Source organism: Mycobacterium sp. 852002-51163_SCH5372311, assembly GCF_001667115.1.
Lineage (GTDB): Bacteria > Actinomycetota > Actinomycetes > Mycobacteriales > Mycobacteriaceae > Mycobacterium.
In genome coordinates this window covers 86,017-104,420 of record NZ_LZIJ01000055.1, presented here as the reverse complement: position 1 = coordinate 104,420, position 18,404 = coordinate 86,017, and the positions used below count along the sequence as shown (strand labels likewise).

22 protein-coding genes and 1 tRNA gene are annotated in these 18,404 nt (G+C 65.1%); 15 read left to right on the top strand and 8 right to left on the bottom strand.

All coding sequences use genetic code 11. The annotated features are described in order from the left end of the window. Positions 1–199: 199 nt before the first annotated feature. From A5791_RS06950 to A5791_RS06940, 3 genes are read left to right on the top strand one after another with little or no spacing between them, the layout of a single operon-like run. Positions 200–670 carry a lipoprotein LpqH gene (locus A5791_RS06950; protein WP_067233483.1) on the top strand — a complete coding sequence of 157 codons (471 nt, stop codon included), beginning with the start codon at positions 200–202 and terminating at the stop codon, positions 668–670. Positions 671–694: 24 nt separating this feature from the next. Continuing rightward, positions 695–1,576 carry an MAP_0585 family protein gene (locus A5791_RS27660; RefSeq protein WP_067233224.1) on the top strand — a complete coding sequence of 294 codons (882 nt, stop codon included), beginning with the start codon at positions 695–697 and terminating at the stop codon, positions 1,574–1,576. Between the two features lie 15 nt (positions 1,577–1,591). After that, a complete protein-coding gene (locus A5791_RS06940) occupies positions 1,592–2,608 on the top strand; it encodes an aldo/keto reductase (protein ID WP_067233222.1) in 1,017 nt (338 codons plus the stop codon). A 1-nt stretch (position 2,609) separates the two neighbouring features. Here the strand turns inward: A5791_RS06940 and A5791_RS06935 are convergent, their stop codons facing one another. Beyond that, complete coding sequence (locus A5791_RS06935; protein WP_067233220.1) at positions 2,610–3,383, bottom strand: spirocyclase AveC family protein; 774 nt, start codon at positions 3,381–3,383, stop codon at positions 2,610–2,612. A 261-nt stretch (positions 3,384–3,644) separates the two neighbouring features. Between A5791_RS06935 and A5791_RS06930 the strand changes: the two genes are divergently transcribed. From A5791_RS06930 to A5791_RS27100, 7 genes are all read left to right on the top strand, one after another. Continuing rightward, positions 3,645–4,253, top strand: coding sequence for a TetR/AcrR family transcriptional regulator (locus A5791_RS06930; protein WP_067233481.1), 609 nt, complete (start codon positions 3,645–3,647; stop codon positions 4,251–4,253). A 12-nt stretch (positions 4,254–4,265) separates the two neighbouring features. Next, positions 4,266–5,468: a cytochrome P450 gene (locus A5791_RS06925; protein ID WP_067233478.1), complete on the top strand. Its 1,203-nt coding sequence runs from the start codon at positions 4,266–4,268 to the stop codon at positions 5,466–5,468. Positions 5,469–5,570: 102 nt separating this feature from the next. After that, positions 5,571–5,873, top strand: a complete 303-nt coding sequence (locus tag A5791_RS06920) for a WXG100 family type VII secretion target (RefSeq protein ID WP_197504618.1) — start codon at positions 5,571–5,573, stop codon at positions 5,871–5,873. 18 nt (positions 5,874–5,891) lie between these two features. Continuing rightward, positions 5,892–6,200: a WXG100 family type VII secretion target gene (locus A5791_RS06915; protein WP_067233215.1), complete on the top strand. Its 309-nt coding sequence runs from the start codon at positions 5,892–5,894 to the stop codon at positions 6,198–6,200. A gap of 19 nt (positions 6,201–6,219) precedes the next feature. Beyond that, positions 6,220–7,854 (top strand): hypothetical protein, encoded by a 1,635-nt coding sequence (locus A5791_RS06910; protein WP_067233213.1) that lies wholly within the window; start codon positions 6,220–6,222, stop codon positions 7,852–7,854. 50 nt (positions 7,855–7,904) lie between these two features. Continuing rightward, complete coding sequence (locus A5791_RS06905) at positions 7,905–8,465, top strand: hypothetical protein (protein ID WP_067233211.1); 561 nt, start codon at positions 7,905–7,907, stop codon at positions 8,463–8,465. Positions 8,466–8,472: 7 nt separating this feature from the next. Further along, positions 8,473–8,982 (top strand): hypothetical protein, encoded by a 510-nt coding sequence (locus A5791_RS27100; protein WP_067233209.1) that lies wholly within the window; start codon positions 8,473–8,475, stop codon positions 8,980–8,982. Positions 8,983–8,986: 4 nt separating this feature from the next. Here A5791_RS27100 and A5791_RS06895 read toward each other — a convergent pair whose 3' ends face one another. Next, positions 8,987–10,927: a S9 family peptidase gene (locus tag A5791_RS06895; RefSeq protein WP_067233206.1), complete on the bottom strand. Its 1,941-nt coding sequence runs from the start codon at positions 10,925–10,927 to the stop codon at positions 8,987–8,989. Positions 10,928–10,938: 11 nt separating this feature from the next. Next, positions 10,939–11,067, bottom strand: coding sequence for a hypothetical protein (locus A5791_RS27455; protein ID WP_255397631.1), 129 nt, complete (start codon positions 11,065–11,067; stop codon positions 10,939–10,941). A 222-nt stretch (positions 11,068–11,289) separates the two neighbouring features. Here A5791_RS27455 and A5791_RS06890 point away from each other — a divergent pair, with 222 nt between their 5' ends. The 4 genes from A5791_RS06890 (at position 11,290) to A5791_RS06875 (ending at position 15,183) form a co-directional block, all read left to right on the top strand. Continuing rightward, a complete protein-coding gene (locus tag A5791_RS06890; RefSeq protein ID WP_067233204.1) occupies positions 11,290–12,060 on the top strand; it encodes a DUF732 domain-containing protein in 771 nt (256 codons plus the stop codon). Between the two features lie 439 nt (positions 12,061–12,499). Then, positions 12,500–13,744: a hypothetical protein gene (locus A5791_RS27655; protein WP_067233476.1), complete on the top strand. Its 1,245-nt coding sequence runs from the start codon at positions 12,500–12,502 to the stop codon at positions 13,742–13,744. Between the two features lie 195 nt (positions 13,745–13,939). Next, entirely contained in the window at positions 13,940–14,704 is a 765-nt protein-coding gene (locus A5791_RS06880) for a DUF4268 domain-containing protein (protein WP_082966788.1), read from the top strand. A 236-nt stretch (positions 14,705–14,940) separates the two neighbouring features. Next, the gene (locus A5791_RS06875; RefSeq protein ID WP_067233199.1) at positions 14,941–15,183 is read left to right on the top strand and encodes a hypothetical protein; all 243 of its coding nucleotides are present in this window, start codon (positions 14,941–14,943) and stop codon (positions 15,181–15,183) included. A gap of 82 nt (positions 15,184–15,265) precedes the next feature. Here A5791_RS06875 and A5791_RS06870 read toward each other — a convergent pair whose 3' ends face one another. The 5 genes from A5791_RS06870 to A5791_RS06855 form a co-directional block, all read right to left on the bottom strand. After that, positions 15,266–15,562, bottom strand: coding sequence for a hypothetical protein (locus tag A5791_RS06870; protein WP_067233196.1), 297 nt, complete (start codon positions 15,560–15,562; stop codon positions 15,266–15,268). 47 nt (positions 15,563–15,609) lie between these two features. Next, positions 15,610–15,948 carry a hypothetical protein gene (locus A5791_RS27090; RefSeq protein WP_067233194.1) on the bottom strand — a complete coding sequence of 113 codons (339 nt, stop codon included), beginning with the start codon at positions 15,946–15,948 and terminating at the stop codon, positions 15,610–15,612. Positions 15,949–16,302: 354 nt separating this feature from the next. Continuing rightward, entirely contained in the window at positions 16,303–16,449 is a 147-nt protein-coding gene (locus A5791_RS26390) for a hypothetical protein (protein ID WP_156661044.1), read from the bottom strand. 221 nt (positions 16,450–16,670) lie between these two features. Continuing rightward, positions 16,671–16,742: transfer RNA gene (locus A5791_RS06860), tRNA-Thr, on the bottom strand. Between the two features lie 27 nt (positions 16,743–16,769). Then, the gene (locus A5791_RS06855) at positions 16,770–17,492 is read right to left on the bottom strand and encodes a hypothetical protein (protein WP_067233191.1); all 723 of its coding nucleotides are present in this window, start codon (positions 17,490–17,492) and stop codon (positions 16,770–16,772) included. A gap of 159 nt (positions 17,493–17,651) precedes the next feature. Between A5791_RS06855 and phoP the strand changes: the two genes are divergently transcribed. Next, positions 17,652–18,371 (top strand): two-component system response regulator PhoP, encoded by a 720-nt coding sequence (gene phoP, locus A5791_RS06850; RefSeq protein WP_067233188.1) that lies wholly within the window; start codon positions 17,652–17,654, stop codon positions 18,369–18,371. Positions 18,372–18,404 lie beyond the last annotated feature (33 nt).

Here is an 18,404-nt window from a genome sequence, read left to right as displayed (position 1 = left end):
ATGACTTCGCCGCGGCGCGGCGTAATCGCGATGAGCCGAGCATGAAATGCGGCCGGGCCAGCAAACCGGTCTGTGGGCTGCACTCCCACCCGATGGTCTAGCCGTGGTCCGCCTCGATGGAAACTAGTTCACCGCTATTGCCGCGGCCACCAGGAAATAAATAGAGTAACGAGACCTAGCGACACGAAGGAGAGCAGTGGTGAAGCGTGGCATCGTCATCGGCATAACCGCCGCAGCCGTCGTGGTTGCGGGTTGCGCCGGCTGTTCGAGCAAGAAGTCCGAGACGGGCGCGTCGACCTCGTCGGCACCCCCCGCGGCGGCCGGGCCGACGGTCATCGTCGACGGTCAGCGTCAGAACATCACCGGTGAGGTGACCTGCACGCCGGATGGCGACAACATCAAGATCGGTATCGGTGATCCGTCCAGCGGCGTCGGCGCCGTGGTCAGCAACGCGGATCCGCCGATCGTCCACGCCGTCGGGCTGGGCAACATCAACGGCGTCACGCTCGGTTTCTCGGACGCCGCGCCAGGCCAGAACGACAAAGCGGGGGCCGAACGCAAGGGCAAGGCCTACGCGATCAAGGGCACCGCAAGCGGCAGCGATATCACTAACCCACAGGACCCGAAGCCGGTGTCCAAGCCATTCGAAATGACCGTGACCTGCCCGTAGCGCGGGCTAAAGAGGGGACGAGCTATGTCAAGGAAACGTGTCGCCGCCGCTGCGGCGGTTGCGGTGGGTGTCGGCTTCTCCGCCGTGATGGTCGACGCAGGGTTCGCCTATTCCGACCCGACGCCGACGCAACCACCTGCACCTACCAAGCCGCCGAGCGGCCCAGCTTCGACGCCGTCGAAGGCGCCGGCCTCGACGCCTTCGCAGCCTGCTTCGACACCGCCCAGCAAGCCGGCCTCGACACCGTCAAGTGCGCCGGCCTCGACACCATCGAGCGCGCCCGCGTCGACACCGTCGAGCGCTCCGGCCTCGACCCCGTCGTCCACGCCGGCATCCACCCCGTCGTCCACGCCGGCTGCGAGTTCGTCGACCACGCCGTCATCGACGCCGTCGTCCACGCCCGCTGCGAGTTCGTCGACTACGCCGTCCTCGACACCGTCGACCGGACAAACCACACCGGCGGGCTCGTCGTCGACGACACCGTCTCCGGGCATAACCGTGGTCCTCAATCCGCCGAGCACTCAACCTCCGCATCAGCCCTGGATCCCGCGCGCAACGACGAGAGCCAGTGCCCAAGTCGGCGGCCCGATCAACATCACCTTCAACCTCGTAGGCCAGGGAGCGCCGCCTCCGCCGCCGCAGCGAGTCTGGTACTGGAACGACGGCCCGGCTCCCGGTCGCCCGCCGTCCTTCTGGCAAGGCCCACCGCCTCCAGGCGGGTGGGATGGCCCGCCGCCTCCCGGCGGCTGGAACCGCCCGTGGAGCGGGCCGCCACGCGACGTGGACTACGGGCGACGCTATTTCTCGCCGTTCAACTACAACAACTTCACCGTCCTACCGGTCTTCAACTGGCAGTACGGGGGTTGGGGTTACTGGCTCTTCGGCGTCTGGGTCCCCCTGTACTGAGCGGGTAGCTCACCCATGCCCATCCCGGTTCCCGCTGTGGATCTCGGCGACGGGCTGCACGTCAGCGCCATCGGGTTCGGCGCGATGGCGCTGACGACGATCTACGGGGCTGTCGACGACTCCGAATCCCTTGCGACCCTTAACCATTGCCTCGATGTCGGCATCAGCTTCATCGATACGGCCGACATCTACGGCGGCGGCGAAAACGAACGGCTCATTGCCAAGCTGCTGCGGGATCGCCGCGACGAGGTGACGCTGGCGACGAAGTTCGGCATCGCGGGCGACCCGAGAAGCCGCGCGGCCGGCGGGACCCCGGTGCGCGGGGATGCCTCCTACGTCCGGCAGTGCATCGACGAAAGCCTGCGCCGGCTGAACACCGATGTGGTCGATCTGTATTACCTGCACCGCCGCGACCCGAAGGTGCCGATTGAGGAGACCGTGGGCGCGATGGCCGAACTGGTGGCGGCCGGCAAGGTGCGCCATCTGGGTCTGTCCGAGGTGACCGCCGACGAGTTGCGGGCCGCCGTCGCCGTGCACCCGATCTCTGCCGTGCAAAGCGAGTGGTCGATCTGGAGTCGCGACGTGGAACGCAAGGTGGTGCCGACGGCGGCGGAACTGGGTGTGGGATTCGTGCCGTACTCGCCGCTGGGACGGGGCTTTCTGACCGGGACCGTCCGCTCGGCGGCCGACCTGTCGTCGCCGACCGATTTCCGGCGCACCATGCCGCGCTTCGCCGAAGGCGCGCTGGACGCCAATCTCGCTGTCGTGGATGTGGTCAGGTCGGTTGCGGAGCAGCAGGGAGCGACGGCCGCACAGGTCGCGCTGGCTTGGCTGCGGCAGCGTGGCGAAACGTTCGGCGTGCGCTGCGTGCCCATCCCAGGGACCCGGCGCGCGACACGGGTCGACGAGAACATCGGTTCGCTCCAGTTGAGCCTTTCCGCAGAGCAGTTGGCCGCGCTGGACGAGGCGGGCTCGGCGGTCGCCGGTGATCGTTTTGCGGACCTCAGCTGGGTGTCGGCAGGGCGCGAGTAACCTACCGGGGCTGGTTCGGCACGCCTGGGAAGTGTTGGGTGGTGGGGCCGGAGGTCACCCACCCGCCCAGCTTCGTCACCAGATGCGGCGCGAAAACCGCGCCATAGAGCGCGTTTCCGATGACCACCACCGCGACGATGGACAGGATTGCTGACTGCAGACGGCCGTTGGCTTTCTTGTCGGCCCACATCTCGATGACGTTTCGGCCTTCGGCATCGGTCCGGCCCAGCAGATAGGTGAAGACCATCATCTGCACCCCCATGGCGAGCGAGTCGTAGAGGGGATATTGGTGCGGGGTCCCCTCGAATATCGCCAAGCCGGGAATCACGTAGCCGTAGTGGAAAATGCCGAGCTGTGCTCCGAGCACCGCGTTGAAGAACAGGGCCCAGCAGAAGCCGACGACTAGCCCCACCGTGAGCAGGGTGATCGGCCTGCGCCAGTGGAACTTCGCGCTCAGCCACCGCCCCAGGCTGGCGCCGATGATGGCCGGCAACACGAAGTAGGCGATGTAGCCGACGGGCACCGACGACGGCAGCCCACCCCACGTCATGTTCAACGGCCACCACGACGGCATGCGGGGGAGCGCGGGCGGGAACTGCGCGTACATCGCCCAGTCGTACGGCGCCTCGATCCACGAGAACGAGATTGCCGAGATACAGAGCAGCAGCAACGGGTGCAGGCGGCGCTGGCGATAGCTCAGATACACGCCGATCGCGATGAACGAGATGCCGCCGACGTAGGCGAAGGCAACGCCCGCCTTCAGCAGGGGCGTCATGCGTCGTGTTCCTGGCTCGGGGCGCGGCGCGCTTCTGGGTCGTAGCGCAAAACCAAGCCGAACACCAGGACGATCAGTCCGAACAGCGTGCCAAGCATGATCACAGCGCCCACGTCCGCCGCCCTTTCGATGCGAGTTTTTCCGTTAGGATAGTGCATACTATCCTAAAGTGGTCAACCGCCGAATGCGGTTCGAGGAGTGGACACGGTGACCCAGCGACCCAGGCAGACGCCGAGCACGGCCGAGCCGTCGGCGCCGGCCATGCGACGACCACGTGGCGAGCCGCGCAGACTTCTGCTGGATGCCGCGCGCAGCCTGTTCGCCCGCCAGGACTACCGCAGCACCACGACGCGTGAAATCGCGCAGGCCGCCGGGGTCACCGAGCATCTGCTCTTCCGCAACTTCGGCTCGAAGGCGGCGTTGTTCCGCGAGGCCCTCGTTTTGCCCTTCACCGACTTTGTCGACGAATTCGGGCGGACGTGGCAGTCGGTGGTTCCGGACGAGACCGGCGAGGAGGAATTGGCCCGGCACTTCGTCGGGCAGCTCTACGACGTGCTTGTCCAGCATCAGGGCCTGCTGCTGACGCTCATGGCGTCGGCGGCTCTCAGCGAAGAGGAAATGGCCGACGCCGGCATCGCAGACATCAGGAGTGCGCTCACGGTGCTCGGCCAGATCAGCGCCGAAGGCATGAAGATGCGCGGATTGCAGTCGGGGCAACCGGATCTTCCGGCTCACTCGACGGTGGCGATGATCGCCGGCATGGCGGCGCTGCGCTCGACGTTCTTCGGGCCCGAGCAACCATCGAGGGAAGCGATCGTCGACGAGCTCGTCCAGGCGACCCTGCACGGCTTCCTGCACCGCAACGAGTGAGAGGACGTGAGATTGACCGAGACCAGCGCGATCGACTTGTATTACGACCCATTCGATTTCGACATCGACGACAACCCGTACCCGGTGTGGAAACGAATGCGTGAAGAAGCGCCGCTGTATTACAACGAGAAATTCAACTTCTATGCCCTGAGTCGCTACGAGGACGTGGCGCGCGAGCTGCCGAACTGGGAAACCTACCGATCCGGTCGCGGAACCACCGCTGACATCCTGTTCAACAACATCGAAGTGCCGCCGGGCATTCTGCTGTTCGAGGATCCGCCGCTGCACGATCTGCACCGCCGGCTGCTGTCCCGTGTCTTCACGCCGCGGCGAATGCTGGCCGTCGAATCTCTGGTGCGTGGATTCTGTGTGCGCGAGCTGGATCCGCTCATCGGTGCCGGCGGCTTCGACTTCATCGCGGACTTGGGAGCGATGATGCCGATGCGCACCATCGGCTATCTACTGGGCATCCCGGAAGCGGATCAGGCGAACATCCGAGACCGCAACGGGGCCTTCATCGAAATGGACAAGGCGCGCCAGCCCGGCGAGGTCAACCCAAATGCGTTTCAGGACACCATACTTATGTTCGCCGAGTACATCGAATGGCGAGCCAATCATCCGTCTGACGATCTGATGACCGATCTGCTGCAGGCCGAGATCGAAGAACCCGACGGCACGCGACGCCCCCTGTCCCGCACCGAGGTGCTGGCCTACACCGCCATGATCGCCGGTGCCGGCAACGAGACCACCGCCCGGCTGATCGGTTTCATGGGGCAACTGCTGTCGGATCATCCGGACCAGCGGCGCCAACTCGTCGCCGACCCGTCCCTGATTTCCGGCGCGGTCGAGGAGACATTGCGCTACGAACCGCCTTCGCCGGTACAGGCCCGTTACGTCGCCCGGGCTGCCGAGCACTACGGCAGCGTCGTTCCGGAAGGCTCGTTCATGTTGCTGCTCAACGGATCTGCCAATCGCGACCACCGGCGGTTCCCCGATCCCGACCGCTTCGACATCCACCGGCAAGGCAGCCACCTCAGCTTCGGGCAGGGTTTGCACTTCTGCCTCGGTTCGGCGCTGGCCCGAATGGAAGCTCGGGTGGCCTTCGAGGAGGTCCTCAAGCGCTGGCCAGAGTGGGACGTCGACTACGACAACGCCGAACGGGCACATACCTCGAGCGTGCGCGGGTGGGCGCGGTTGCCCGTCATCACCAGATGAGCCGCGGACGCCGTCCCGTCAGGACCCGGTTGCCGTCGAAAATCCCAGGAACCTGCTGCTAAGTTGGTGAAACTCATATGCGTGCCGTCTGGGGGGATGGTTGTGACTTCAGCTGAGAATGACGCTGGCGGCCGGTCGCTGCAGATTATCCCGGAACGGGTCGATTCACTGGCCGGGGAGATCGGGGCGGCAACGGCGCAGTTCGGCAATGCGCTGCGCGGCGTGGACGACGAGGTGCGCAACCTATTGGGCACCGGCTGGCAAGGTACGCCCGGCAGCCAATTCCATGACGCTTTCGTCGAGTGGCACAACGGCGCTTCGAAAGTCGTCAGCGGCATGACCGAGCTCGTCGAGGCATTGCGCACGGCGGCGCAAAGTTTCCACAATGCCGATCAACCCCGGTAAACGGTCAGGAACACGACAATGGGCACGTCTGGTGGAACCGCTTTCCATGTCGATCTCGTCGCGCTGAATTCGGCGGCCGAGTTGTTCGACTCCTTCGAAAAGTCCGCTGAGCAGTTCCTCGCCGATGTCGAGCGGAAGGTCAAAAGCCTGCACATCGACTGGCAAGGCGAGACCGCGGCGGCTCACTTGGAGGCTCAGCGGCGCTGGACGGCCGGCGCGCAGGAGATGCACACGGCGGTCGGCCAACTCCGGGCAATCCTGACTGCGGCGCACAGCAACTACGGTTCGGCGGCCGCGGCCAACACCGCAATGTGGCGGCGATCGTAGCCCGGCAGCAGTTGACGCGATGACGATCACGGTCGACACCGCGGTGCTCGACGGCGCCGGGTCTGACGTCATCGGAGCCTTCAATACCTTTACTGCCACCGTCGGCGCCGCACTGGCGGGACTCGGCGGAACCGGCGGGATGACCGGCACAGACCCGGCGGGCCTGGTCGTGGGTGAGTCCTACGACAACGCCGCTCAGGGTGGCCTGGAAGCGCTCGTCGACGCCGCCAACGGGTGTGCGCGCATCGGTGACCTGCTCAAGATGAGCGCCTTCAACTACGCCATCGCCAACCACTATTCGGCGATCAAACCGGGCGGCGGCCCGCCAACCAAACCCACTGCCACTAAACCGTTTTCGGCACACGTGCCACCCAGAGGCGAGGGCAGCCTGTCGAGCGCGCCGTTCGGGTGGGGGTTGATCCAGTCGATCATCGGCATGGTCTGGCCCAACGGCCATCCGGAAACGATGCGCGCTGCCGCCACGATCTGGAATTCGATCGGCAATGCGGCTCACACGTTCGATGCGGCGCTGGTGACGCCCGAGAGCAACGCGGCCAGCCAGGACATTCCAGAAAAAGGTCAGATAGCGACCGCGTTCGGCGACGCCACCGGCGCACTGAACGAACTCGGCACGATCACCGGCGGGATCGCCAAGCAGCTCGACGGCTACGCCCAGCACGTCGACGATGCCCACACCCATCTGCGCCGCCTGATCGATGAGGCGCTGCACTTGGCTACGCCCTCGGGGCTGTTCGACGAATTCGTCAGCATCGTCAGCGGTAAAGAAGACCAGCTCCGCGAGATCGCGCACGAGGCTCTCCAAGTTCTCAACGACCTCAAGGTGGAAGCCGAGGCCGTCCGCACCCTGCTTGAACCGTTGGCGGCTGCCGCCCGAGACGCCGCCAAGACCATGGCTGCGTGGGCAAACGTCGCGCTCCATTACGCCGCCGATGTGACGCAAGCGGTGGCCGCCGACGCGGTCAACGCCATGGCCTCGCTGGGTGACGCCGCTTTGCACAACCCGTGGGACGCCCTGGCGATGGTCGGTGGGGTGGAACTCATGGCCGGCGGTGCCGGACTGGAGGTGCCCGGCGTGATCCTCGATGCGACGGGAGTCGGGGCCGTCGTCGGCGTGCCGGTCAATGTCGCCGGAGCCGCCATGATCGCCAGCGGCGCCGCCTTGGCGGGCGGCGGCGCGCTCGACCTGTCCCACGAAGCCGCGCAGCACCCCGTCACCGTCTTTCACGCCCACACGGGCCGACCCGGTGAAGGCATAAACCGCGGCGACGGCCGAGACATCTACGGCAACTTCACCGGCCGCGGCGAGGGATACGGCAAGCTGCGCGAGTCCGAAGGCATCAAGAAATACCAAGCCGACAACGAAGGCCGGTGGGTCACCAGAGAACAACGCAAAGCCACCGTCAACGGCGCCGAGAACGGCCGCTTCTACGATGGGCTGGCCAGAAAACCCGACGGCACGTATGAAGGGATTGAGGTCAAGTCGGGGGGCGCCTCGCTGAGCCAACCGCAGAGAGCCTTCGACGGGAACGTCAGCTACGACAACCCGGCCCACGTCACCATCACCAACGAACGAGGAGAGGTCGAAACCGTGGAAGTCACCAGCGTGCACGTCGAAACGGTGCCGGGCGAATGAGGCTTTCCCGCCCGACCCACGTCCGTAAATCGAATCGCTCGTCCGGGTGGATGAGCGAGTTCACCGAGGAGATTCCTGGCCAGATCGCGGCTGGAATCAAACGGCTCGGGGACGGCGAGTACACGTTCTATTCGATTTATCCGTTGCCCCCGGACGCCGCGTACGACGAGACCGTCTACCCCGACGAGTGGATCCAGACCACCGGGACCGCTCCTGACCGTCTCACCGTAGAGATCCGCCGTCTCGACCCCGACGGCAGCTACCGCGTCTATACCGTCGGGCACTCCGAGGCCGCCGATGAGACAGCCGAAACCGAACCCATTCACAACGGCGACAACACCTACCACGTCAGGCCGGCCGAAGTCCTCACCGCCGCTGAGGCCATCGATCTCTTTCGGCACTACTACGAGCACCACGCCCTGCCCGCCGGCTGGCACCTCCGGCAACAGGCTGAGTTCACCACGCCCGCCGACGGCCCTGCTCCGGCGGGCAAATCGGCGGCAGGAACCGCGGACACTGCGTCGGGTTCCCCGGCCGCCGCCAGGACCCAGGACGCGGCCCACAAAGATGTCTCGGCCGGCAAACCGCAGCAACAGCGCGGCACCAATTGACCCGTTGATGTCGTACGACCTGTTGGCCTTCGATCCGGGCGCAGCACCCGGCGATGACGAGCTGCTCGCGTGGTACCAGAAGCAAGCCGAGTGGTCAGAACCGCATTCGTACGACGACCCTGCAGTCACCACTCCCGGATTGCGGGCGTTCTACCGCGACCTCGTCAAGATCTTTCGGCCGCTGAACGGTCCCGACGCACCCGTGGACGATGACAGCGCCGATACCACCTATGCCATTGGCAGCAGCATCGTCTACGTCGCGTTCAGATGGTCCAAAGAAGAACATGCCCGTGAGGTGTTTCTTCGGCTGGCCCGAGTACATGGCGTCGGGGTATGCGAGGTCAGCGAAACCCCCGCTGCCATCCACCGACCGGCCGGCAAGGCCACCGCAGTTTCCCCGGCGGCGGCCGTGTCGACCGACGCCCAATCGGTGCCCGGACTTGCCACCGGGAGAGTGGACGCAATCCCGGCCACTGAGAGCACTGACGAAAAGGGCGAGGGCCGCCTGTACCTGTGATGTGTCAAAGGTTTTCGACGGCCACGGGCTCGATGTCTTCGCCGTCGGGCAAGGTGAAGCCCAGCACCCGTGCATAGAAGGAAAGCTCGGCGTCGAGCGCCCTGCGGATGTTCTCCGCGCGCCGGAAGCCGTGCTGTTCGCCCTCGAAGAGCAGGTAGGCGACGGGAACTCGCCGCTGGCGCAGGGCGTCGACAATGGTTTCGCTCTGCGCAGGTGGAACGATCGCGTCCTCGCTGCCCTGCAACACGATCAGCGGGCGGGTGAGCCGATCGACATGGTGGATCGGCGACCGCTCGAGGTAGCGGTCGCGGGCGGCCGGCAAGGGGCCGACGAGCCCGTCGAGGTATCGGCTTTCAAACTTGTGGGTGTCGCGGGCCAGCGCTTCGAGATCCGCGACGCCGAAATGGTCGGCGCCCGCCGCGAACGGTGTGTCATCCCGGGCCAGCGCCGCGAGAGTGGTGAAGCCGCCCGCCGAGCCGCCCCGGATGGTCAGCCGCTCCGCATCGACGCGTCCGGTGCTCGCGAGGTGCCGGGCCGCGGCGAGGCAGTCTGCGACGTCGACGATCCCCCAGTTTCCGGCGAGCTCCTCACGGAAGGCGCGGCCGTACCCCGTCGAGCCGCCGTAGTTGACGTCGACGACGGCGAACCCCCGACTCGTCCAGTACTGGACGGCGGTCGAGAACACCGGCGACGCCGAGCCTGTCGGGCCGCCGTGGATCTCCACGATCAACGGCGGCGACTCGCCGTCCGGTCCCGTGAACTCGGGATGCGCGGGCGGGTAGAACAGCGCGTGCGCTGTGCGGCCGCCTTCGGTCGGGAAGGTGATGTGCTCGGGCACGGAGACCCCGCGGGGGTCGACGCCAAGCTCGCGTGGTGCCCGCAGCGTCTCGACGAGGTTGCCGTCAGGGTCGAGGCGGTGCACGCCGGGCTCCTCGGTCGGCGACCCCGCGACGACGAACAGGGTGTCATCGGCGGCCACGCGCAGCGCAGTGAACCGTGAGAACGGCGTGTCCAGATCGGTGATCGTGCCGTCGGGAGCGCGGCGCGCGAGGCCGTCGTATCCTTGGCGCGTCCGCGCGAAAACCACCGACCCGCAGGGGAGCATCGAATAGCGCGCCGAACCGAATTGCCATGGTGGAACGCCGATTTCGGCGTCGATACACACGACGGCCCCGACATCTGCGCCGGGCGTGTAGCGGTACAAATTCCACCAGTTGCTGCGGTCGGACACGAACCACAGTGCATTGTCGACACCCCAGCGGGGCTCCAGCACCGACTCGTCCGGGCCGCCCGCGACCACCCGCTCCCTACCGGTATCGAGTTCGCGGATGACGAGCTCGGTCGAATCCCACGGCATCGACGGGTGATTCCAGCGCAGCCAGGCCAACGTGGCGCCGTCCGGCGACAAGCGCGGCGCCGCGACGAAGTCGGAGCCGGCGACCAGCACCTCGGGTTCGGAGGGGATCTGCGCGTCGAGCCGGACGATCTGGTTGTCGACCTCGGTGGGGGACGGCCCACGGTGGCGCTCGCGTACGCAGACGATCGAACCGCCGTCGTCCGGGGCGAGGTCACCGTCGGCGAAACGGTCGGCCCGAGGAATCGAAGGTTCGGGGGTGAGGGGCAGCGGGTCGGCGCCGGGTGCGAGCCGATAGAGCCGTTGATCAGCCCAGTTGGCGAACCATACGATGCCCGCGCGGGACCACCACGCGCCCCCGCCGTACTCGTGAACGGCCGTGCGCGCGTTGTAGCCGTCGGGAAGCAGATCGGTACAGCAGCCGTCAGGGCTACGGCGTACGAGTTGGGTGCGACCACCCTCGGCGGGCCGCCCTTCTGACCACAGGACGTCGGACCCGTCGAGAACCAGCTCTCCCAGCCGTACGGCGTCCGCGACCACCGACGCAGAAGTGAATGGCGTAGGCCAAGACCCGTACGGCGCGGTCGTCACGTCTGCGTACGCTAGTCGCCCGCACCCCGGTGGCCGGTGGAGACGTCGCGCATCACCGGCTTGGTCGCCTGCGCCAGGGGAGTGGAAACACCCAGCGCCGCTCCGAGATCGGCTGCGGCGGCGAGATCTTTGTCGGCCAACGCGGCAACTCTATCGGCTTAGTCGGGCGGAACGGCGGCCTTCTGATGATCTTCTGATGACACTGTGTCTTTTCGATGCGGCACGCCTCAGGTGGGCAGTAGCGCAGCACTCGACTACTACGCGAAGGCCATTCAGCTTCTCGTCGATGGACCCGTCGATGGTGGCGGCCGCCCGGTAACCAGCACTTGTCACAATGTCGCGACACCCGCAGACTGACTGATATGCGCGATCGGGAGACGATCGACTCGGAACTGCGGCTCATAGCTCTGCGCCGCCGTGAGCAGGGCGGTCAACTTTCGTCCCAAGAGGTCGACGCACTGCTCGACGAGCGCCTGGGCCATCTGGTGGAGCCGTCCGAAACCGAGGCGGTTGCGACGGGGAAGACCCGCCGCTTCACCCCGAAGAAGCCTAAGAGTGTGCTGCGCCGCTTCGTCGCCCTCGGGGCGTTGCCGCTGTCTTTCCTCGCCGTCGCCGCCGCGTTAATGGTTATGTTCTGGGTGCACAAAGCAGCTCCAAACCAGCCCGCAGAAGCGCAGCCGGCCGAGGCGTCGCCGCCGTCAGCTGCGCCACCCGGTCCGGCTGCGCCGTCCGGCTCGGCCGACGCCGCCGCGCGCCCTGCACCGTCTTACATCGTCGACACGGCATTCATCAGCGTGTTGAAACAGGACGGCGTGCCAGTTCCCAGCCAGGAATACGTCACCAGCCACGGTCACGCGGTCTGCGATTTCCTCGCGCACCAACCCAATTTCGCGGACGCCGTCCACTTCGTGCAGGGATCGTCGATTTGGGACGCCGATCAAAGCGCCAGGTTCGCGGCTGCAGCCGTCGTCTCCTATTGCCCTGAGTACGGATCGGCAAGTCTGAAACCGACACAGCCGGGCCTACAAGCTGCTCTCCCGGATCTGGAAGCCATCGAACGTGATCTGCAACGGATCCAAGGTGATCTGAAGGGCATCCGAGATGGTCTGCCACCCATACTCGGCCAGCAGTAGCCGATCTGGCATTGACTCTGCACGGAGGGCGTGCCCAACTCGCACTTTTGCGCCGTGGACGCAATGTCAACGCTGTCAGAAGCGGCGGCGCATCCCAAATGAGGATGCCGACGGCGGCGGCCAGGATCGCGATGGCAACGATGCCGCCAGCTGACGGGAGCGCTGCTGTCGTCCGCGCGGCGCGGTGCGTCAACTGCGAGTGTGGTGGCAACAAAAAAAGATCGGCGAGCAGGCTCGCCTTCGTCGTGGCGTCGCCTACGGCAGCATCGTATTCCGGTTAGCTCCCCGTGGATGCGGATCGTGGGAGGAGACTGGTCCTTATCTACTTGGTAGATAGAAGTGCGACACTTGTTGGGTAACGGCAAAGCAGCCTTACCGTTCGTAGCACTCTCGGTGGTCGCAGCTCGTCCAGCCAGTGCGGTTCCCGAAAGGTCAGGAGATGAAAGCACTCCGGATTGCCGCCGCAGCCGTCCTGGCCTTCGCACCGTTCTCGGTGTTAGCGACCACAACCGGCGTGGCGCAGGCGGCTCCATGCGCCGGTGCCGGGTCAAACCCCGCGTCCTGCCAGGATTGCCTGAATTATATTGCGATTTATGGCATTCCGACGCCGCGCTCGTGCTATGAAGCCGCGCCGTCCCGCCCGTCCCAGCCGTCCCCGAGTAGCGTGCCACTGCCCCCGGTTCCGGAGTTTCCGCCGGTGCCTGTGCCGAGCGTGACGCCGGCGCGGACCCCAGAAGTCCTTCCGCCAAGTCCCGCGCCCCCGAGCGCGATTCCGGTGCAGGGCCCGACGATCAATCCGTTGGCCCCCGGGACGCCGAGAAACGCCTCGGTGGTCAAACCGCCGAAAGGGGTGGATGCATCACTGGAGGCGGTAGCGGCTGCGAAGTCTGCGCCGGCGACGCGCGTTAATCCCGCGATTCAACAGATGCTTCAGCTGGTGGACTTCAAGCATCAGCTGCACGATGCTGCCCAATCCGGCCACGTTGACGTCGTAAAGGCCGACAACCAGCAGCTGACGCGCCCTCGTCATTGGGACTACATCGACTACGACGCCTACCACCGCCCGATTCTGTATAACCCGCTGGATCAGGCGATGACCTTCCGCTTCTTCTACAACGGCGCCTACCGAGAGGTGTACGTGCCGGCCGGTGGCCGGGTCGTGCTCGATGCGGCCGCGGTTGGCCTGTACCCGTTCACCGCGGTCGGGGACAGCTATGTGGCGTCGGGCAGCTTCCACGGCGGGGCCTGGGTACCGCCCCCGGATGGGAACGGCTCACCGCCGCCGGACTACATCCCGCCGGCTCCCCCACAGCTGTACCAGGACGTCCTGGTCAACGTCCCCGCCGGTGACCAGATCGTGCAAGTCGGCCGCGTGGAGGTGGTGGGGCACGACGATAAACAACCTAAGGGCAGCCAGGACATCTTCCTGCTCGACGACTCCACCCTGGCTTGGGGTCAGGTCAACGATCCCGGCAGCAGCAGCCAGATCAAGGTGACCAAGACACAGTCGTTACCAGGCGTCGGACCGACCGACAACGGCAGTTTTTTGGTGGCGCTGGCCGCTTTCAAGGAGCCCACCCCCTCCCGTCCCTGGTGGCCGTCGGTGCTGGGCTACGGAGGGTTGGCGATAGGAGTTTGCCTGGTCGCCTGGATGATCAGTCGCGGAAACCGCGAAGAGACCTGAAGCGCCAGCGATCGGCACGGCGAATTTCACAATTCCTGACCTGAATAACTGACCTTGCGCATACGCTCGCTTCGACGAGTCGGGCGACGTCACCAACCCCGAGAATCACCAAACGGGGAGGTTTGGGTGAGTCATTCCTCATGATTGTCCGCTCGCTGAGTCAGCACCGCCAGCTGGGTTCTAGGCGGTGACGTCGTGGATACGCCGGTCTTCCTTTACGTTCTATTTCTCGTTTTCTTCATCGCTATCGGCGGAATGGTGTTCGGGGCATGGGTCGCTCAGGTGCGGGCCGCAAAGACGAGGGCCCAAGCCGCAAGGGCTAGAAAAGCAGCCGCAAGGAATCGCGATGCTCACCCCGCCAGGCCCGAGATCGAGGTGGTCCAGACCGACCACTCCACACCTGCACCAAATTCCGATTTGGTCACGCAGCCAAGCAACTTGCGGAAGCAAGTCAAGACCGGCACCGGAGCACTGACCGAGCGCTCCAAGCTCTACTGGGATTTCTGGGAACAGTTCCTTGACCGCGTTGGCACAGAACACCCCGGCTGGACAAAGCGGAAAACATCGACACGCGCGTCGCGGTTGAACCTGCCCACCGGCACGAGCGCGGTTGCCTACTCGACCGCCTTCACGCAGCAGGGTCTCAGCGTCCAGCTCTACTTCAGCAGTCCCGATGCCCGCCTCAATTCAGGCCGTTTCGACGCACTCCGCGAGGTAAAAGAAGAATTCGAGCGAGCCCTTGGACGAAGCGCCGACTGGGACGACAAGCCCGGCAGGAAGACCGCCGCAATATGCGTCACATCGCAGTTCGGCAATGTTGCGGATGTGGATCTGTGGCCTGCGATGCTCGACTGGGCGCTGGATCAGCATGTGCGGTTCAGGCTAGCGGTTGAAGCGGTCGATGGGCTTGGGAGACTCAAAGAACCCAGACCGCGCATGGGTTATGCGGAAGCTGGCTGAAAGGCGCGGATCGTTTGGCGTCGATAGGCGTGGCGGTGCTCGCTGGATGACGCTGCGATTGACCGGATAATCCGGCTTTTCCTTCAAGACTCCGCCCTGGCACCGAACTCCGACGCGTACAGAGCCTCAAAGGGTCCGGGCGTCGTCTCTGGTCCCGCGATCCCCCGAGGGTGTCGAGCCGTCAAGACTGCACCCTCTGACCTGCACAAATCGGGGCCGCGACTAGGCTTCACGGCGTGCGTACGTACTTCTCGCGGTGGAAGCAGCCGACCAGGAGGGACATCGCCGCTCTCATCCTGTTCGCTGCCCTGGTGGTGCTCGGCGTCGTCTGGACATTCAACGAAGTGCAGAAACATTCGCAAGAGGCCAAGAAGGCCAAGTACGAAACCTGCATTCATGAAGCCGAAGCGAAGCACGTCCTGCCTCTGCCCAGCCTCGACGAGATAGCGGCGTGTAAGCAGCAGGCGGGCGTCAAGTAGCGTTTGCCATCCGCTGTTTGCGTGCCTCGATAGAGGCCATGACGGCCTGACGTTCAGCGTCGGTGCAGCGGTTGTTCCGGTTTCATCCGTGGTTTCGCCGGTAGCGGCGGACGGGCACATGGCCCCGGATTTTGACTTCTACTTCAGCTCCCGCCCCGACCTCTTTCACGGTGAATTTGTAAAGATCGCCCAATGGGCTGCCAAGCATAGAGTCCACCAGCTCCTCGACGTACCACACCACGCCCGGCTGGTTGCAAGGGGGCTTCGATGCCCTGCCCTCTTCGACGTACCATTTCACGTCCGGGTGGTTGGAAGGGAACTCGATGCTGTCACCCCGCTGGATCTCCTCAGCGCGAATGGCGTCGTAGTCCTTATCCATGTTCTATAAATCTAGAATTTCGCCGCCATGCGCGTCTCAAATCTCCCTCACGCCGTGGTGATTAGCCCGTGCCACCATCCGTACAAGCTCGCCATGTCGGGTCCTGAGGCGTTGGCCTTTATCCGATCTGGGGTGTTCGTCCATTCGACGTGGGCCATGTTGTCGTTCGTGGTGTAGCAGATGACCGACCCGTTGGCCGGCGGGGGATTCGTCGCATTCCAGGTTGCCGGTGCGGAATCGTTAGAACCGGGGCACGGCTGCAGCGCCGCGCTGCGAACGTCGGTTTGGAACGCGTCGTTTAGCGCGGCTTGATTCGCGAACTCTTCATAGCGCGCGACGGGCGGTCCGCCGGGAAGGGTGTTGTTGAAACAGTCCGACGCTGCCACCGCGCTAGGTGAGGGCGGTGGATTGGCACTAGGCCGGCACGCGCCTTCGGGATAGCCGGGCGGTTTCAGTTCGGTTCGGGGGATATCGCGCTCAGGTGCAGGCATGCATCGCCCATCGGGCAGGCTTATGGTTTGCGGCGGGCAGGAAGGGTCTGCGTTCGCCACGCTCGCGCTGAGCACGGTGGTGGCCAAGCTTACGCCAGCGGCGGCCACCGCTGCGGCGGCCAATTTCTTCACCGGAGCCATGCGATGCCTGGCGGTGCGGTTGCCGGTCACGAGTAGCACGCTACGCGCATCGAGCACCCCACCTGCTCGAATCGCGAAATCGTCAGGGCCGCCGTCTCATAGCCCTCGTCAGGTCTTACGCAACGCCGGACTATTGGTGACTCGCTCAACCCACCGCGAGCGTTCCCACTCCGCCGCAACGCTTTCCGGAACGGTGACGGTTTCGCCTTTGACGTATGGCTTGTCGTCATAGACCACGCGCCAGGGGTCGATCACCTTGACCTTGACCTACTTGTCAGTCATGTTGTTCTCCAAAATCATGGTCAGCCAGGGGCAATCCGGACACCAAGTTGATGACCGCCCGTATCACCCCGACACGCTCAGCGACTTTTGGCGAACTGTGTAATGAGGCCGAGGTGAGGCAGATTCGGCTGCACGACGCACGGCACTCCTGCGCCAGCATCATGCCCGCGCAAGCGGTGCCTATCGTGTTGCGGAGCCCCCTGTCAGGATTGAACTGACGACCGCTCGCTTACAAGGCGAGTGCTCTACCACTGAGCTAAGGAGGCCGGTAAGACCGGTGCAAGCCTAACCGCTCAATCGTCGCTGTCGACGATGCGTTGGGAGCGCACCGGCCGCGCCGACGAGCGCCGCGGTGGGCGCCGGGGGAGCGGGATGCGTTCGGCGATATTGCTCAACGGATTGACCACCAGCGTGAGCGCCGTGACGGCGTCTTGCAGCGTGGCGATGGCGGGCTCCAGCGCCTCCATCCCGGGTGCTAGCCGGGCGAGGGTATCGGCGAGGTCGGTCAGCTGTTCCAGCGGTCCGTCCTTGGAAGTGATCTGGTCGATCAGTCCGCCTTCGGCCAGCAACCGCTCGGCCACCCCGTCCTCTGCCATCAAGCGCTCGATCATCCCGTCCTCGGCGAGCAGCCGGTCGGCCAGCCCGCCGGGCTGCAGTGCGCGCTGCAAACTGCCGCCTTCGGCGGTCAAGCGGTCGAGCAAACCGCCGGGCGATGTCACCAGGTCGACCAGGCCGCCCGGGCGCAGCAACCGGTCCATCGGCCCGTCGGGAGCCACGGCGCGCCCTAGGGGCATGTCGTCGTCGAGCAATCTGGCCAGCCGGTTGGCCCGCGCCAACGCGTCGTCGATCCCGAGCATGTTGGCCATCGCGTTCGAGCTGGCGGTGCCGCTGTCACCCAGCGCCTGCTTCGCCAATCCCAGGCCCGCGCGGGCGATGTTCAAACTCGCCTCGGTGGCGGCGATCCCGATACGCGCGGGAGCGGTCGCAAGAGCCACGATGCTTTTGCCCAGATCCATGTGCGAAGTGTATTCGCGCGACGCCTGAATAGCGCAGCAAGCACTAAGCGGACACAATGAGCACTGGCAGAATACCTTCAGACCCTTGGTACCGACCTCACAGGAATTGCACAACCATTGTGAAGGTACCGTTCAACTAAGTGCGAGAGAACTGACTTCATGACAGCAGTAACCCAACGCGAATCCACGCCGGAGGCTCGGGTCCTCGTCGTTGACGACGAGGACAACATCGTCGAACTTCTCTCAGTAAGCCTCAAGTTCCAAGGATTCGAGGTCTACACAGCGACCAACGGGGCCCAGGCGCTGGATCGTGCCCGCGAGGCCCGCCCGGACGCGGTGATTCTCGACGTGATGATGCCCGGGATGGACGGCTTCGGGGTGCTGCGCCGGCTACGCGCCGACGGTATCGACGCCCCGGCGTTGTTTCTGACCGCTCGCGATTCTCTGCAGGACAAGATTGCCGGCCTGACACTGGGCGGCGACGACTATGTGACCAAGCCGTTCAGCCTCGAAGAGGTCGTTGCCCGGCTGCGGGTCATCCTGCGGCGCGCCGGCAAGGGCAGCACCGAACCACGCAACGCCCGCCTGACGTTCGCCGACATCGAACTCGACGAAGAAACCCACGAGGTCTGGAAGGCCGGCGAACCAGTCTCGTTGTCACCCACCGAGTTCACGCTGTTGCGCTACTTCGTGATCAACGCCGGCACCGTGCTGAGCAAACCCAAGATCCTCGACCATGTGTGGCGTTACGACTTCGGCGGTGACGTCAACGTCGTCGAGTCCTACGTCTCATATCTGCGCCGCAAGATCGATACCGGGGAGAAGCGGCTGCTGCACACGTTGCGTGGAGTCGGTTATGTATTGCGCGAGCCGCGCTGAGCAACCGGGAACTCACGCGGCGAGATAGGCGGA